The 15,407-nt window shown below is 47.1% G+C and carries 16 protein-coding genes, 2 tRNA genes and 1 riboswitch; of the genes, 1 reads left to right on the forward strand and 17 read right to left on the reverse strand.

Annotated features, from left to right (window positions below):
- Positions 1–9 precede the first annotated feature (9 nt).
- From SB724_RS08585 to sdhC, 13 genes are all read right to left on the reverse strand, one after another.
- Positions 10–83 (reverse strand) — tRNA-Arg (locus tag SB724_RS08585).
- A gap of 122 nt (positions 84–205) precedes the next feature.
- Positions 206–279, reverse strand: a tRNA-Arg gene (locus SB724_RS08590).
- A gap of 113 nt (positions 280–392) precedes the next feature.
- Positions 393–902, reverse strand: coding sequence for a YfcE family phosphodiesterase (locus SB724_RS08595; protein ID WP_410570782.1), 510 nt, complete (start codon positions 900–902; stop codon positions 393–395).
- Positions 903–917: 15 nt separating this feature from the next.
- Positions 918–1,514, reverse strand: a complete 597-nt coding sequence (locus SB724_RS08600; RefSeq protein WP_087920775.1) for an XTP/dITP diphosphatase — start codon at positions 1,512–1,514, stop codon at positions 918–920.
- 11 nt (positions 1,515–1,525) lie between these two features.
- Positions 1,526–2,263, reverse strand: a complete 738-nt coding sequence (rph, locus tag SB724_RS08605; protein WP_007612934.1) for a ribonuclease PH — start codon at positions 2,261–2,263, stop codon at positions 1,526–1,528.
- A gap of 109 nt (positions 2,264–2,372) precedes the next feature.
- Positions 2,373–3,458, reverse strand: a complete 1,086-nt coding sequence (locus SB724_RS08610; RefSeq protein WP_265971155.1) for a GerMN domain-containing protein — start codon at positions 3,456–3,458, stop codon at positions 2,373–2,375.
- Between the two features lie 105 nt (positions 3,459–3,563).
- On the reverse strand, positions 3,564–4,382 hold the full coding sequence (gene racE / locus SB724_RS08615) for a glutamate racemase (RefSeq protein WP_410570785.1): 819 nt from the start codon (positions 4,380–4,382) through the stop codon (positions 3,564–3,566).
- A 7-nt stretch (positions 4,383–4,389) separates the two neighbouring features.
- A complete protein-coding gene (locus tag SB724_RS08620) occupies positions 4,390–4,830 on the reverse strand; it encodes a MarR family winged helix-turn-helix transcriptional regulator (protein WP_003152580.1) in 441 nt (146 codons plus the stop codon).
- 185 nt (positions 4,831–5,015) lie between these two features.
- Positions 5,016–5,240 (reverse strand): spore germination transcription factor GerE, encoded by a 225-nt coding sequence (gerE, locus tag SB724_RS08625; RefSeq protein WP_003152579.1) that lies wholly within the window; start codon positions 5,238–5,240, stop codon positions 5,016–5,018.
- 120 nt (positions 5,241–5,360) lie between these two features.
- On the reverse strand, positions 5,361–5,798 hold the full coding sequence (locus tag SB724_RS08630) for an acyl-CoA thioesterase (protein ID WP_310527695.1): 438 nt from the start codon (positions 5,796–5,798) through the stop codon (positions 5,361–5,363).
- Positions 5,799–5,857: 59 nt separating this feature from the next.
- A complete protein-coding gene (gene sdhB / locus SB724_RS08635; RefSeq protein ID WP_003152575.1) occupies positions 5,858–6,616 on the reverse strand; it encodes a succinate dehydrogenase iron-sulfur subunit in 759 nt (252 codons plus the stop codon).
- A gap of 2 nt (positions 6,617–6,618) precedes the next feature.
- Positions 6,619–8,379, reverse strand: coding sequence for a succinate dehydrogenase flavoprotein subunit (gene sdhA, locus SB724_RS08640; RefSeq protein WP_003152573.1), 1,761 nt, complete (start codon positions 8,377–8,379; stop codon positions 6,619–6,621).
- A gap of 33 nt (positions 8,380–8,412) precedes the next feature.
- Entirely contained in the window at positions 8,413–9,021 is a 609-nt protein-coding gene (gene sdhC / locus SB724_RS08645; RefSeq protein WP_003152571.1) for a succinate dehydrogenase cytochrome B558, read from the reverse strand.
- 296 nt (positions 9,022–9,317) lie between these two features.
- Between sdhC and SB724_RS08650 the strand changes: the two genes are divergently transcribed.
- Complete coding sequence (locus SB724_RS08650; RefSeq protein ID WP_007612940.1) at positions 9,318–9,764, forward strand: YslB family protein; 447 nt, start codon at positions 9,318–9,320, stop codon at positions 9,762–9,764.
- Between the two features lie 46 nt (positions 9,765–9,810).
- On the opposite strand, the gene SB724_RS08655 is transcribed toward SB724_RS08650, so the two are convergent.
- The 4 genes from SB724_RS08655 to SB724_RS08670 all read right to left on the reverse strand — a co-directional run bounded on the left by SB724_RS08655 (position 9,811) and on the right by SB724_RS08670 (position 15,280).
- Positions 9,811–11,040 carry an aspartate kinase gene (locus SB724_RS08655; RefSeq protein ID WP_032873773.1) on the reverse strand — a complete coding sequence of 410 codons (1,230 nt, stop codon included), beginning with the start codon at positions 11,038–11,040 and terminating at the stop codon, positions 9,811–9,813.
- A 125-nt stretch (positions 11,041–11,165) separates the two neighbouring features.
- A riboswitch (Lysine riboswitch) is annotated at positions 11,166–11,345 on the reverse strand.
- Positions 11,346–11,406: 61 nt separating this feature from the next.
- Complete coding sequence (uvrC, locus tag SB724_RS08660) at positions 11,407–13,179, reverse strand: excinuclease ABC subunit UvrC (protein ID WP_025285072.1); 1,773 nt, start codon at positions 13,177–13,179, stop codon at positions 11,407–11,409.
- A 142-nt stretch (positions 13,180–13,321) separates the two neighbouring features.
- Complete coding sequence (gene trxA / locus SB724_RS08665) at positions 13,322–13,636, reverse strand: thioredoxin (RefSeq protein ID WP_003152560.1); 315 nt, start codon at positions 13,634–13,636, stop codon at positions 13,322–13,324.
- A gap of 153 nt (positions 13,637–13,789) precedes the next feature.
- Entirely contained in the window at positions 13,790–15,280 is a 1,491-nt protein-coding gene (locus SB724_RS08670; protein ID WP_410570788.1) for an alpha-N-arabinofuranosidase, read from the reverse strand.
- Positions 15,281–15,407 lie beyond the last annotated feature (127 nt).

Genomic DNA, 15,407 nt, shown 5'->3' on the forward strand with positions numbered 1-15,407 from the left:
TTTTTTATACGTCCCAGGAGAGATTCGAACTCCCGACCGACGGCTTAGAAGGCCGTTGCTCTATCCGGCTGAGCTACTGGGACATGAAAAACAAATATCTGCTGATCATTTTACCATGATATCAGCGAATTGACAATATAGTCATCCGATAAAAAAGGCCAGCGGCATCAGTTTTCACTCTGATGTCACCAGCTCTTTTTTTGTACGTCCCAGGAGAGATTCGAACTCCCGACCGACGGCTTAGAAGGCCGTTGCTCTATCCAGCTGAGCTACTGGGACAGCTTTTGCTTTATGTATCAGCGACAAGATTTATTATATACAGGTTCAAATCATAAGTCAATATTTTTTTAAAAACTTTTGATGGGGAAGAATGAAATCTCCCCCATCACTTGTTAAAAACTGATTGTATTCCCCAAGTCCTTCAATTCCCGACCCGTTTCGTCGTAAAATGTCACGGCGCCTTCTCTTTCTGTAAGAGTAAGAATGGCATAGCTTTTCACATTGCGGACTCTCGGAAGACGGATGCTGCCCGGATTAATCAAAAGCTTGCCCCGGAGCACTTCACTCCCGGCAATATGTGAATGGCCGAAGCAGACGATATCCGTCCCAAGCTCTTCCGCCCGGTAAAAAACAGTTAAAAGTGACTGTTTAATGCCGTGAAGATGCCCGTGAACGGCCAGAATTTTCTTTGAACCGGCGTCCAGAAGGAGTTCATCCTGAAACCCGCCGCCAAAGTCGCAATTGCCTTTTACCGTGTGATATGGCGTAAGCGCCGGATGTGCGGCGTCAAGCTCTGAATCACCGCAATGAATCATCAGATCCGCTTCGTCTTCGTGCCGCTTTGCAATCGTCTCCAGCTCGTCTTCAAGGCCGTGACTGTCACTTATTATCAGCACTTTCATTGCATACGCTCCCCCTTATGAATCAAGCAGCTTTGACAATTTCTTGAGCGCCTCAGCCCTGTGGCTGATTTTGTTTTTCTCAGCGCTTGTCAGCTGGGCCATGGTTTTATCTTTATCTTTCACAATAAAAATGGGATCATAGCCGAACCCGTTATCCCCCTCGGGTCCTTCCGCAATATACCCTTCAACATGACCTTCGACCGTTTTTGTTTCCTGCCCCGGCATGCTGACGGCAAGGGCGCAGCGGAAACGGGCCGTGCGCTGCTCTTTTTCGATGCCTTTTAATTCTGACAGCACCTTGTCCATATTCGCCTTATCATCTTTTGCTTCTCCGGCATAACGGGCTGAATAAACGCCCGGTCTGCCTCCAAGGTTGTCCACCGATAAACCGGAGTCGTCTGCAATGACCATTTTGTTGACGGCTTTTGCCACGGCTTCCGCTTTTAAGATGGCGTTTTCTTCAAAGGTATGTCCGGTTTCTTCAATTTCTTCCGTAAATCCGATTTCCGCCAAAGAAGAGACGCTGTAGCCTTTCGGTTCGAGTATTTCCTTGAATTCTTTCACTTTTCCCTGATTGTGTGTCGCAATAATGGCTTCTTTCACGGTGATCAGGCCTCTCTTTCTTATTTCAGTTCAGGCAATGTTTCTCCCAGCACTTCTTTTTGCTTTTGAATAAGCGTCTGGATTCCTTTTTCGGCAAGACTTAACAGTCCGTTTAAATCTTCACGGGAGAATGTGGCTTCTTCGCCCGTCCCTTGAAGCTCTACAAAACGTCCGCTTCCCGTCATGATGATATTCATGTCGACTTCAGCCGCCGAATCCTCTTCATAATTCAGATCCAAAAGAAGGCCTTCTTCTTTATCCATCCCGACAGAAATGGCCGCGAGATAATCTGTCACAGGAGAGGTTTTGATAACGCCGCTTTTTACGAGTTTGCCGATCGCAATGGCCATTGCCAAGAAGGCGCCGGTAATGGAAGCCGTTCTTGTTCCGCCGTCAGCTTGAATGACGTCACAGTCGATCCAGATCGTCCGTTCGCCGAGCTTCTCCAAATCAACGACGGCCCGGAGCGCGCGCCCGATCAGCCGCTGAATTTCCATCGTTCTGCCGGAGACCTTTCCTTTTGAAGATTCTCTTATCGTTCTTTGATTCGTCGCGCGGGGAAGCATGCTGTATTCCGCGGTGATCCAGCCTTTTCCTCCGCCGCGTAAAAATGGCGGCACCCGGTCTTCCACAGATGCATTACAGATGACCTTCGTATTTCCCGCTGTAATTAAAACAGAGCCTTCCGGGTGAGTGATAAAATCCAAATCAAATGTGATAGGGCGCAGCTCATCGTGCTGTCTTCCGTCGTGTCTCATATTTTACCTCCGATTATATGTACATAAACCTTTTGTTCCGGATTGTGAATAAAGAAAGAGGCAGCCGGAACGCTAACCTCTTTTTTACTAGTATATCAAAAATCGCAAATTAAAAACTACCCGTATTCACTTGTGACGGCCTCGAAACAGGTTTTGAAAGGGATTCTCCTTTTTCATTCACCAGTTCTGATTTTCCGTTTACTTTTATAGAAACACTTTTGATCGACGGCTGTTCGGTTAACGTGAGGACGATGCTGTCCAGTACGCCCGATGATACCATTTTTGTTTTTTCGTCGGCGCTTCCGTAAATGGAGCTGTTAAAGTCCAGTGTAACCTGGCCGTCTTTCACTTTCGGCTTGCTGAGAAGTTTAACATCGTTATTAAAGTCCGTCAAAAGCCCGCTTGCTTTGCCCGGTCCGCCGGCGAGCTGTTCAACGGCAGCGGTGATGTCATTTGTTTCCGAATTGTCAATCCGCTTTGTGACAGGCACGTAGTATTCGCTCGTCTCTGTTTCCGCCAGATAATATACAGTCAGCGGGTGGGTGTCTGTCAGATCATTCACTCCGGCCGTTTCAATATTAATCCCGTCTTTTCTGCTTAAGTCGCCCGTAATCGGCGTGCCGCCCACAGGCATTTCTTTCAGCTCGTGCCCGTTGATTCTGATTTTGACTTTATCTATTGAGCTGAATTGGGTAAGCGTCCATGTAATCGATTGCAGGATTTTTTGTTCGTCTTCTTTTTTATAGTTTTTAAATTCCTTCGAAAAATCAGCGACAGCAGTGCCGTCTTTTTTAATATCGACATTTACCGTCGTATCCGCAGGGAGCACCGCTCTGAAGCCGTTCGGCAGGATTTCTGACACAGGCCCTCCCTGAACCAAATACTCAAGGGCCTGCTTTGCGGTTCCCTCACTGTTCGGAAGTGGCAGTGTCTGTGCTGCGACATAGCCGTTTTTATCAATCAGATACAGCTCTCGCATGACTGTATTGGCCGGCTGGTCGGCTTTAGAAGTGCCGTTTTTCTCTGACTGCTTTGGTTTTGCCTGAATTCCCGCTTCATCCTTTACATATGAAATGTCTTGAGGCGGGTCAATTTCCCCGGCTGTTTTATCGGATTGAAACAAACCGCATCCAGATAACACAAAAGCCGAAGTAAGACATGTTGCAGCAATGACTGCAGGTCCTTTTTTCAGCATACTTTTCCCTCCTAAGGCTGTTTGTACTATGATGTATACGAGCCCTATCCGGGAAATAGACCGGGAAGCGCAAAAAAACCCGCCGTAAACAGCGGGTTTTTTGATTTATTTTCTGACCGGCTCTTGAAGGGAGATGCACTCGACATGGCCGATTTCGTGGCCGAACCAGTCTTCGGCAATTTTTGCGAAGCCGTTCCGCTCTCCCGTTGTAAGAAATTGATGCTCCGGTGCATGTTTCGATTGGTTTAACAAACCTTTATAAGACAAGATGGTGCTCACTTCTCTCGCCGTCTCGTCTCCGGAGGAAATGATTTTTACATGCTCTCCCATATAGTTCTGAATCGGATCTTTTAAAATCGGATAATGCGTACATCCTAAAATCAAGGTGTCAATTGATGTACCTTTTAAAGGTTCAAGCGATGCTTCAACCACTTCCTCCGCTGATTCCTGAAGAAACCGTCCGCTTTCCACAAACGGCACGAGCAGCGGACAAGCCGTGTTCTCAACTTGAAGTTCTGCGTTTAACCCGAGCAGCGCCTGCTCATACGCTCTGCTTTTAATGGTATTGACCGTGCCGATGACACCGATATGCTGGTTTTTCGTGACCTTTATCGCCGTTCTCGCACCCGGCTGAATGACGCCGACAACCGGAATATCCGTTTTGCGCTGAATATCCTCCAAGGCAATGGCCGTGGCCGTATTGCAGGCGATCACGAGCATTTTGATATGGTGGTTTTCCAGCAGGTAATCGGTCATTTCCCACGTGTATTGAAGAACTTCTTCTTCAGGACGCGGGCCGTACGGGCAGCGTTTTGTATCTCCCACATAGATGATATTTTCCTTCGGTAGCTGTCTCATGATTTCCTTAGCAACGGTTAACCCGCCAACCCCGGAATCAATGACTCCTATCGGCTGTTCCAACAAAATCGCCTCATTTTCTTTTCATTTCATGCTGCAGTTTCAATAATGATTTTTCGAAAGCGGCTGTTTCTTCTTCGGAAAATGTCGCAAACATATCCCGCAAATAAGCCTGTCTTTTCAAAATCACTTCTTGGATAATGCGCTCTCCTTCAGCGAGAAGATGAATTCTGACGACCCGTCTGTCAGCCGGGTCTTTGACCCGCTCGACAAGCTTATTTTTTTCCATGCGGTCTATCAGATCCGTCGTCGTGCTGCAAGCCAAATACATTTTGCCTGATAATTCGCCTATTGTCATATCCCCTAATTCATAAAGCCATTGAAGCCCCACGAATTGCGGCGGTGTAATTGCATATTGGTTAAGGATTTCTCTTCCTTTTTGTTTAATGATCGCAGCGATATGGCGGAGTGATTTTTCGATATCCGCAACATGCTCTACAGATTTTGATGTCATTTGTCCATCCCTCACTCAAGGATCTTTCTGGGCTATGCGCTCCGTGTCTATTTTCCTTCTTTTTTTAAGAAAATGCAAGACTGACGGAGAAAAAGGAAAAACGGGATTTTCACCGCATGCCCATCAGCCCGGGCGCCAACGCAAATAACCGGCTCCTTCTCGAAAAGAAGGAAAACCGGCAAGAATCAGAGCTCTAGCTCACCCATTCTAAGAAGCTCGACAACAGCTTGCGAACGCCCTTTCACACCTAACTTCTGCATGGCATTTGAAATGTGATTCCGTACAGTTTTTTCACTGATAAATAGCTCGCTTGCAATTTCCTTTGTTGTCTTGTCTTGAACGAGCAATTCGAATACTTCTCTTTCTCTTTTGGTCAGCAGCGGCTTTGATTGAAAATCTTTCTCCTTCAAGTATTGTAACCCTCCTTGCTAAGGTGAGAGCGAATCTGAAACGAATGGGTTTATATAGTCAAGATATCATATGTAAAGGGCGCTTCGGAGGTGACGTCTCTTAGAGAAATAGTTATCCGTTCAGGCGAGCAGAATGCCTTTCTCCCGCTCCGTCCAGCTGACCGCTTTGCCGCTTTCCTTCGACACTTGAACCATAACGACGGAACCTGTAAAGCACGGGAGGCCCGACTCATTTTCTCCAAGGTAATGAAGGGTGACGGACGCATTTCCGGCAGCGCTTGCTTTCACATAAATCCGCAGATTTTCATACGGCATCACCTGACGCATATAGTCACACTGCTGGCTTGCGACGACCGTCATCGTTTCCGAGTTTTGAGCCGTTATGCCTCGCTGTTTAAAATAAGCGATCCGTGCTTCTTCAAAATAGATGAAAGGGGTTACATTATTCATATGGCCGAACATATCCGTTTCTGAAAAACGAACCGATACTTCAGTAAAGAAAGAAAACGACTGTCTCCATTCTTCAAACGGGATATCAATATATTGCGGTTGTTTCATCACCTTCAGCTCCTTATAAAAAAACCTCTCCCGTGCGGAAGAGGCTCTTTTTCTCTTTCTTATACTCTGTCGCTTCCGAAGAAATTACGGAATGCTTGTAAATTGGTATCTCTGTTCAAAGCAGCGATTGAAGTCGTAAGCGGAATGCCTTTCGGGCAGGATTGAACACAGTTTTGTGAATTCCCGCAATCTCCGAGGCCGCCGTCTGTCATTAACGCTTCTAAACGTTCTGCTTTGTTCATCGCGCCCGTCGGATGGGCGTTAAACAGACGCACTTGCGACATCGGGGCAGGCCCCATGAATTTCGACTTGCTGTTGACGTTCGGGCAGGCTTCGAGGCAGACGCCGCATGTCATGCATTTAGACAATTCATATGCCCACTGGCGGCGTTTTTCCGGCATTCTCGGCCCCGGCCCCAAATCGTAAGTTCCGTCAATCGGCACCCATGCTTTCACTTTTTTCAGTGAATCAAACATTCTGCTGCGGTCAACCTGAAGGTCACGGACAACCGGGAATGTTTTCATCGGCTTCAGACGGATCGGCTGTTCCAGCTTATCAATCAGCGCCGTGCATGACTGGCGAGGTCTCCCATTGATGACCATGGAGCAGGCGCCGCATACTTCTTCAAGACAGTTCATGTCCCATGCGACCGGAGTGGTTTTCTCTCCTTTTGCATTCACGGGGTTTCTGCGGATTTCCATCAGGGCGGAAATCACGTTCAGATTCGGGCGGTAATTGATTTCGAATTCTTCATCGTATGGCGCGCTTTCGGGCGTATCCTGACGTGTAATGATAAACCGTATCTTTTTCTCACTCATGATTATTTCGCCACCTTCTTCTTCGAGTAGTCGCGTTTACGGGGCGCAATCAGTGATACATCGACATCCTGATATTCAAATTCCGGAGCTTCAAACGGACCGGCATGTTTAGCCATCGTCGTTTTGAGCCACTCATCGTCATTTCTTTCAGGGAAATCCGGTTTATAGTGCGCTCCCCGGCTTTCATTTCGGTTATATGCGCCGAGCGTGATGACTCTGGCAAGCTGAAGCATATTGGAGAACTGGCGGGTGAACATCGCCCCTTGGTTGCTCCATTTTGTCGTATCGTTGATATTGATTTTCTTAAAGCGTTCCATCAGCTCTTGGATTTTGTCATCCGTTTTCAAAAGCTTGTCGTTGTGGCGGACCACCGTGACGTTGGCCGTCATCCATTCTCCGAGCTCACGGTGAAGCACGTAAGCATTTTCGTCGCCGTCCATCTTCATGATATCGGCCCATTTTTCTTCTTCTTTTTTCACATAGGAATCAAATAATGAAGAAGACAGGTCTTCCGCTGATGTTTCAAGTCCGGAAACATATTTCACCGCATTCGGTCCGGCCACCATTCCACCGTAGATAGCGGAAAGCAGAGAGTTCGCCCCTAAACGGTTTCCTCCGTGCATTGAATAATCACATTCTCCCGCTGCGAACAGTCCGCGGATGCTTGTCATCTGATCATAATCAACCCACAGTCCGCCCATTGAATAGTGAACGGCAGGGAAAATTTTCATCGGAAGCTTGCGCGGGTCATCGCCCATGAATTTTTCATAGATTTCGATAATGCCGCCAAGCTTAACGTCAAGCTCTTTCGGATCTTTGTGCGACAGATCGAGATACACCATGTTTTCACCGTTGATGCCGAGTTTCTGATTCACGCACACGTCAAAGATTTCACGTGTCGCAATATCCCGCGGCACGAGGTTTCCATAAGCCGGATATTTTTCCTCAAGGAAGTACCAAGGTTTTCCGTCTTTATACGTCCAGACTCTTCCGCCCTCGCCGCGCGCCGATTCACTCATCAGACGCAGTTTATCGTCCCCCGGGATTGCTGTCGGGTGAATTTGGATAAATTCGCCGTTTGCATAATAAGCGCCCTGCTGATAGACGATTGATGCGGCAGATCCCGTGTTGATCATGCTGTTTGTTGATTTGCCGAATACGATTCCGGGACCTCCCGTCGCCATAATAACGGCGTCAGAACGGAATGACTCGATTTGCATATTGGTCAGATTTTGGGCTACGATACCGCGGCACGTGCGCTCATCGTCAAGAACCGCGCCGAGGAATTCCCAGCCTTCATATTTTGTGACAAGACCCGCCACTTCATATCTGCGCACCTGCTCGTCCAGTGCGTAAAGAAGCTGCTGACCCGTCGTCGCTCCCGCATATGCGGTTCTGTGATGCTGTGTACCCCCGAAACGGCGGAAGTCCAAGAGCCCTTCCGGCGTTCTGTTAAACATAACCCCCATGCGGTCCAATAAGTGGATAATGGACGGCGCCGCTTCACACATCGCTTTTACAGGAGGCTGGTTTGCCAAAAAGTCGCCTCCGTATACCGTGTCATCAAAATGCTCAAACGGAGAGTCTCCTTCCCCTTTTGTGTTGACAGCTCCGTTTATCCCGCCCTGCGCGCAGACCGAGTGAGAGCGTTTGACCGGAACGATGGAAAACAATTTAACGGCCGTGCCTGATTCCGCTGCTTTAATTGTCGCCATGAGGCCGGCAAGACCCCCGCCGACTACGATAATGCTTGATTGACTCATGATAGCCCCTCTCCCTCTAGTAATCTAGTTCTCTTACACAAACGCAAAAATCGCTTTTAAACCTACGTATGAAAGCGCTAAAAATATAATCAGCGTCACGTAAGTCGAAATTCTTTGAGAACGCGGCGTGACCGTGATCCCCCATGTGACCGCAAAAGACCATAAGCCGTTTGAAAAGTGGAAAATGACCGATAAAACGCCTACAATATAAAAACCGAGCATAAACGGCGAGCTCAGAATATTCGCCATCATATCGAAGTTGACTTCAGCGCCCATCTGCGCGGCAATCCGCGTCTGCCATACATGCCAGCTGACGAAAATAAGGGTGAGAATACCAGTGACACGCTGAAGCACAAACATCCAGTTTCTGAAATAACTGTAGTGGCCAGCGTTGTTTTTCGCAGTAAATGCTATGTACACACCGTAAACCGCATGATAAATTAAAGGTAAGAAAATAATAAAAATTTCTAACGCATACCTGAACGGCAGACTGTCCATAAAGCCGGCCGCCTTGTTAAACGCATCCGCTCCCCTTGCGGCAAATTGGTTGACGACTAAATGCTGGATCAAAAAGATGCCGACCGGAATAACACCGAGCAAGGAATGCAATCTTCGAAAATAAAACTCTCTGTTCCCAGACATTACTTTACCCCCTGTTTGATTTAAGTGCGAAATGTACTAAAATCTCTGCCCCCACTTCGTTTCAATTGTAAGCACTTTATTAAAATTTATTGACAATTTCATTTTACTCCTCCCTCAAAAGGGCGTCAAGAAAACGTGTACATAAATTATAATTTTCGGAATTGATTATCTGGAGGGAAAATTTTATTTTCCTGCGATATCTTTCTCACATTTTTTCGCGTGTTTTATAGGATCATCCTGTAATCCTCCCCCATGTTTAAGCTATAATAAACGAAGGAGAGAGGGGAATACATAATATGAAGAATAATTATGAAGCAGCTTTAGAACCTTTAACTGAACTCGACGTCAGCGCATACGGCTACGAATTAATCCGGGAAATCGTGCTTCCGGATATCCTCGGCCCGGAGCATTCATCGATGATGTATTGGGCGGGAAAACGCCTCGCCCGCAAATTTCCTCTTCAATCGTGGGAAGAAATCCCCGCCTTTTTTGAAAAAGCCGGCTGGGGAACTTTGACAAACGCAGGATCAAAAAAACAAGAACTGGAATTCGAACTGGAAGGACCGCTCGTATCCAGCAGGCTCAAACATCAGAAAGAGCCTTGTTTTCAGCTTGAAGCCGGTTTTATAGCCGAACAGATTCAATTGATGAACGATCAGATTGCAGAATCTTATGAACAGGTAAAAAAGAGAGCGGATAAAGTCGTCCTGACTGTAAAATGGGATATGAAGGACCCTGTATAATTGAAAAAAGGCGGTGACTCCAAGTCCCGCCTTTTTGCCTGCCCGTTTATACGGCAGACGGCTGTTTAGAAAGCTCAAACGCATCATGAAGCGCTTCGACCGCTTTCACCATATCATTTTCGCTGACAACCGCTGATACTTTTATTTCAGATGTGCTCACCATTTTGACTTGTACATTTTTTTCCGCCAGTACGGCAAACATGTCCGCGGCGACGCCGGGATTTGAAACCATGCCCGACCCGACAATGGAGACTTTCGCCAGTTTTCTTTCGGTTTCAATTTTTTCATAGTCAAGCGCGTTTTTATATTCTTCAAGCACGGCGACCGTTTGCGCGGCATCTTCCGTTTTCACTGAGAAAGAAATATCCGCTTCCCCATCGTCCGACTGTGTCTGAATAATAATGTCAACGTTGATGTTTCGTTTTGCCAGCGCGGTGAAGATTGTTGAAAGTGTTGTCAATCCGCTTGCAAGGCCCGTAACGGACACCCTCGTGATCTGGTCTTCAAATGCAATTCCTCTGACGATTAAATTCTGCTCCATTGATGATTCCTCCTCAATTAATGTTCCAGCTTCATGTTCCGTACTTGACCGCACTTCCAAAGGCACTTGGTAGTTTTTCGCGAACTCAACCGCCCGCGGGTGAAGAACACCCGCTCCTAGATTTGCAAGCTCCAGCATTTCATCATAAGAAATTCCCGCCAGTTTTCTCGCTGACCGGACATACCGCGGATCTGTCGTAAATACGCCCGGAACATCTGTATAAATGTCGCATTTATCCGCTTCCAGCGCTGCTGCAAGAGCGACCGCCGTCGTATCGGAACCGCCCCGTCCGAGCGTCGTGATGCCTCCGTCTTCCGTTACGCCCTGAAAACCGGCAACGACTGTAATTTTGCCTTCTGCAAGCTGCGAACGAATCGCCGTGATATCAATATCCGTAATTCTCGCATTACCGTGAACGGCTTCCGTGCGGACACCCGCCTGCCAGCCCGTATAAGAGACGGCGTCATATCCTTTTTCCTGAAGCGCCATGGCCAAAAGCGAAATCGTGACCTGCTCTCCCGTAGACAAAAGCATATCCATCTCGCGTCTGCTTGGTTCAGATGTGATTTCAGCCGCGAGGTTAACGAGCGCGTCGGTTGATTTTCCCATTGCCGAAACGACGACTACGACATCATGGCCTTTTTGCTTTTCAGCAATGGCGCGATTTGCGGCATTTTGAATTTTTTCGGCAGAGCCGACGGAAGTGCCTCCGAATTTTTGTACGATAAGACCCATACTAGACCACCCTTTACATTTTGGTTCGTGCGGGTGAGGAGAAAAGAGCGTTTTGTCCACAATAAAAAAAGCAATGAGAGGAATAGCTCTCATTGCTTTTTCATATCATTACGATTGATTATGAACAACGAGATAGCCCTCCAAGAAAATGAATTCTTGACAGCCTTACATTTATTTAATGCAAGGCCAGCAAATCACACCGATGGGATGTGATACACTTCGGCGACGCTCCCCTTTCAGCCTTTTTCGCAGAATCCATCATTCTCCAAAGGCTTACTATTGAAGTTCGCACCTCTATCTTCACCATATAACACGATCTTATGAAATTAGTTCACATTCTAGCAGATTTTTCAGAAAAGCACAATACTATTTTTTTAATTTTTCAAACAGCAGCTGGGCCGCCGCGGCCGGCACACCCGCTTTTTTGATATCGTCAAGGCTTGCTTCCTTCATCTTTTTGACAGATCCGAAATGTTTTAAGAGCATTTTTTTGCGTTTTTCGCCGATTCCGGGGATATCATCCAGAACGGATTGAAAGACGCTTTTTCCCCGGATCTGTCTGTGAAAGCTGATCGCAAAACGGTGAACTTCGTCCTGAATACGCTGAAGCAGGTAAAACTCTTGGCTGTTCCGCTCCAGAAACACCGGTTCAAGCGGGTCGCCGATCAAAAGGTTGGATGTTCGGTGTTTATCATCTTTCGCCAATCCCGCTACCGGTACATCAAGGCCGAGCTCATTCTCGAGCACGTCGCGCGCCGCGTTAATCTGCCCTTTTCCGCCGTCAATGATGATTAAATCCGGCAGCGGAAGGTTTTCGCGGAGCACCCTCGTGTACCTTCTTCTGACGACTTCCCTCATTGAACCGTAATCATCCGGCCCTGTTACGGTTTTAATTTTATATTTGCGGTATTCCTTTTTATTCGGTTTTCCGTCAATAAAGACAATCATGGCCGATACGGGGTTTGTGCCTTGAATATTGGAGTTGTCAAACGCTTCAATCCGATGCGGCGTGTAAATATTCAGCGCTTCGCCGAGCCGTTCGGCTGCACCGATTGACCGTTCCTCATCCCGCTCGATTAACGAGAATTTTTCCCGCAGAGCGATTTTCGCATTTTTGTGCGCAAGCAAAAGCAGCTCTTTTTTCGGGCCTTTTTTCGGCTGATGCACGGCGGTTTCCAGCAGCTCGGTGATCATGTCCCTGTCAACGCTGTCAGGCACCAGAATTTCCTTAGGCAGAAAGTGATTGTTTTTAGAGTAGAACTGGCCGATGAAGGTCAGAAATTCTTCATCCGCTTCCTGATACATCGGAAACATGCTGACGTCGCGTTCGATCAGTTTTCCTTGGCGAATGAAAAAGACTTGGACGCACATCCAGCCTTTATCGTAGGCATATGCAAACACATCGCGGTCCAGAAGGTCATTCATGGTCATTTTCTGCTTCTCCATCGTCGATTCGATGTGAGCAAGCTGGTCGCGGAATTCTTTAGCCCGTTCAAATTCAAGCTTTTCCGCCGCTTCTGCCATTTTCGCTTCGAGCTCTTTTTTGATTTCGTTATGCCCTCCCTTTAAAAAACGGGTGATGTCTTCAACAATCTCGCGGTTTGTCTCCTCAGATATATCCTTTACACATGGGGCGAGGCATTGTCCGAGATGATAATAAAGACAGACGCGGTCCGGAAGCTTTGAGCATTTCCTGAGCGGGTAAAGGCGGTCCAGCAGTTTTTTCGTTTCCCGCGCCGCCTGCACATTCGGATACGGGCCGAAATAGCGTCCCTTGTCTTTTTTGACATTCCGAGTGACAATCAGCCGAGGATGGCGTTCATGGGTGATTTTAATAAAGGGATAGGTTTTATCATCTTTCAGCATGACATTGTATTTCGGATCGTATTTTTTAATCAGATTCATTTCCAAAATAAGCGCTTCAAGATTGGAGGAAGTCACGATATATTCAAAGTCCTCAATCTCCGTCACAAGCCGTTGGGTTTTTGCGTCATGAGAACCGGTGAAATAAGACCGCACCCTGTTTTTCAAGACTTTCGCTTTCCCCACGTAGATGACTGTTTTTTGACGGTCTTTCATTAAATAACAGCCCGGCTGATCGGGAAGGAGGGCCAGCTTTTCTTTCAGTTGTTTATTCATACGTTACCCTTCCTTACATTCATTTCTCGTGTCCATTCAGTGTATCACGAACATTTGTTTTTCTCCATTCTCAGCTTTTGGAAGATCAAAAAAGGCGATTCCCTTTAAAAGGAATCGCCCTGCCGTAACGGAAGCTTTCGGCTTACAGATGTTTGTTTACAAGCTCTTCAAGAGCTTCTTTCGGTTTGAAACCGACAGATGTTTCAACGACTTCTCCGTCTTTCAATACGAGAAGTGTCGGGATGCTCATGACGCCGTATTTACCGGCAGTTTCTTGGTTTTCATCCACGTCGATTTTGACGATTTTCAGTTTGTCTCCCATTTCTTGATCGAGCTCTTCAAGAACGGGCGCGATCATTTTACAAGGTCCGCACCAAGGAGCCCAGAAATCAGCCAATACGACACCTTCACTTGTTTCAGCTGAGAACGATTGATCAGTTGCTTTTACGATAGCCATTTTGTTATTCCTCCAATTGTCAAATGATGATTTTTAGTATAGCATCTCCCATTCGTTCATGCTAATTTAATGCTTATATTATTTTCTCCCGAACCCGCCGGAAATAATCTTTTTTATACAGTATATTATAACCGGGCGGCGGGCGTTCAAAACTTAAGATGGGTCCGCAGGCAGCGTGATTAATACAACCGCCATCGGAGGAAGCTCCGCCTCAAGTTTTCCGCCCTTTTGAGCAAACCCGGAAAACGGCTTCGGTTTGACGTTTTCCGGACTGCTGAATGTATTATGGGCATTTATTTTTTCCGCGTGCAGAATCGTTCCTGAAGGCTTCCCTGTCTTTTTCATGCCCCGCAGTTCAATCTTCACATCAGCTTTGTGCAGATGATCGATATTGCAAATGCTGATATGTATGTCTCCGTTTTGCTGTTTGGACGCTGAAATGCTGACTTGCGGGAGCCGGCCGTCATTCCATTCGTACCCGGCTGCTTTTGTTTCTGTCGCCAAAAGAGAAGTGTCCTGATGCACCTTAAACATATCAAACACATGATACGTCGGCGTCAACAGCATGTCTTTCCCTTTTGTCAGGATCATTGCCTGAAGCACATTGACGGTTTGCGCGATATTGGCCATCTGTACGCGGTCTGCGTGCTGATGAAAAATGTGAAAATGCGTGGCTGCGACAAGGGCGTCGCGGATCGTATTCTGCTGATACAGAAAGCCCGGATTCGTGCCCGGCTCAGGATCAAGCCACGTGCCCCATTCATCAATGATCAGCCCGACTCTTTTTTCGGGATCGTACTGATCCATGATGGCACTGTGCCTTGTGATCAATTCATCCATATGCGCCGCTTTTTTCATCGTGATGAACCATTCATCTTCCGAAAACTCCGTCGCTGATCCTTTCCCCTTCCAGAAGTCGCCCGGTATTGTGTAATAATGAAGGCTCAGCCCGTCCATGAGATCAGCGGCTTTTTTCATTAAAGTTTCAGTCCAGCGGTAATCGTCGACATTCGCGCCGCCGGCAATTTTATAGATTTCATTACCGCTGTAATTGCGGACATAGGTTTGAAAGTTTCTGTAAAGGTCGGCATAATACTCAGGATGCATGTTTCCGCCGCAGCCCCAGTTCTCATTTCCTATTCCGAAATATTTCAGCTTCCACGGTTTTTCCCGCCCGTTTTCTTTTCTCCAGTCGGACATCGGCGTGCCCGCTTCAAACGTCATGTATTCAATCCAATCAGCCATTTCTTTAACCGTTCCGCTGCCGACGTTTCCGGCGATGTACGGTTCGCAGCCGAGCAGTTCACAAAGCATCATAAACTCGTGCGTGCCGAATTCATTGGAATCAATCGTCCCGCCCCAATGGGTATTCAGCATGGTTTTGCGTTTCCCTACGCCGTTTGCCCAATGGTATTCATCTGCAAAACAGCCGCCCGGCCATCTGAGGACGGGAATCTGAAGCTGTTTGAGGGCGTCGGCGACATCCGTCCTGATCCCGCCGGTATTCGGAATATCGGAATCTTTTCCGACCCAGATGCCCTCATATATGCCTCTTCCCAGATGTTCCGCGAAATGTCCGTATATGTTTTTATTAATGGTTCCCCGTGTGATATCAGTTTGAATGACTGCCGTATTGTGAGACAAACTTGATCATTCCTTCCCCTTAATAAGAATGAAAGCACTAGAGACAATCTATCTGGGATGAATGCTGTATGGATAAGTTTGTAAGCGCTTTACAAAAGCTTATTACATTGGTTCGTACATGTCAATC

The organism is Bacillus sp. SIMBA_031 (assembly GCF_046535225.1).
In the GTDB taxonomy this organism is placed as follows: domain Bacteria; phylum Bacillota; class Bacilli; order Bacillales; family Bacillaceae; genus Bacillus; species Bacillus velezensis.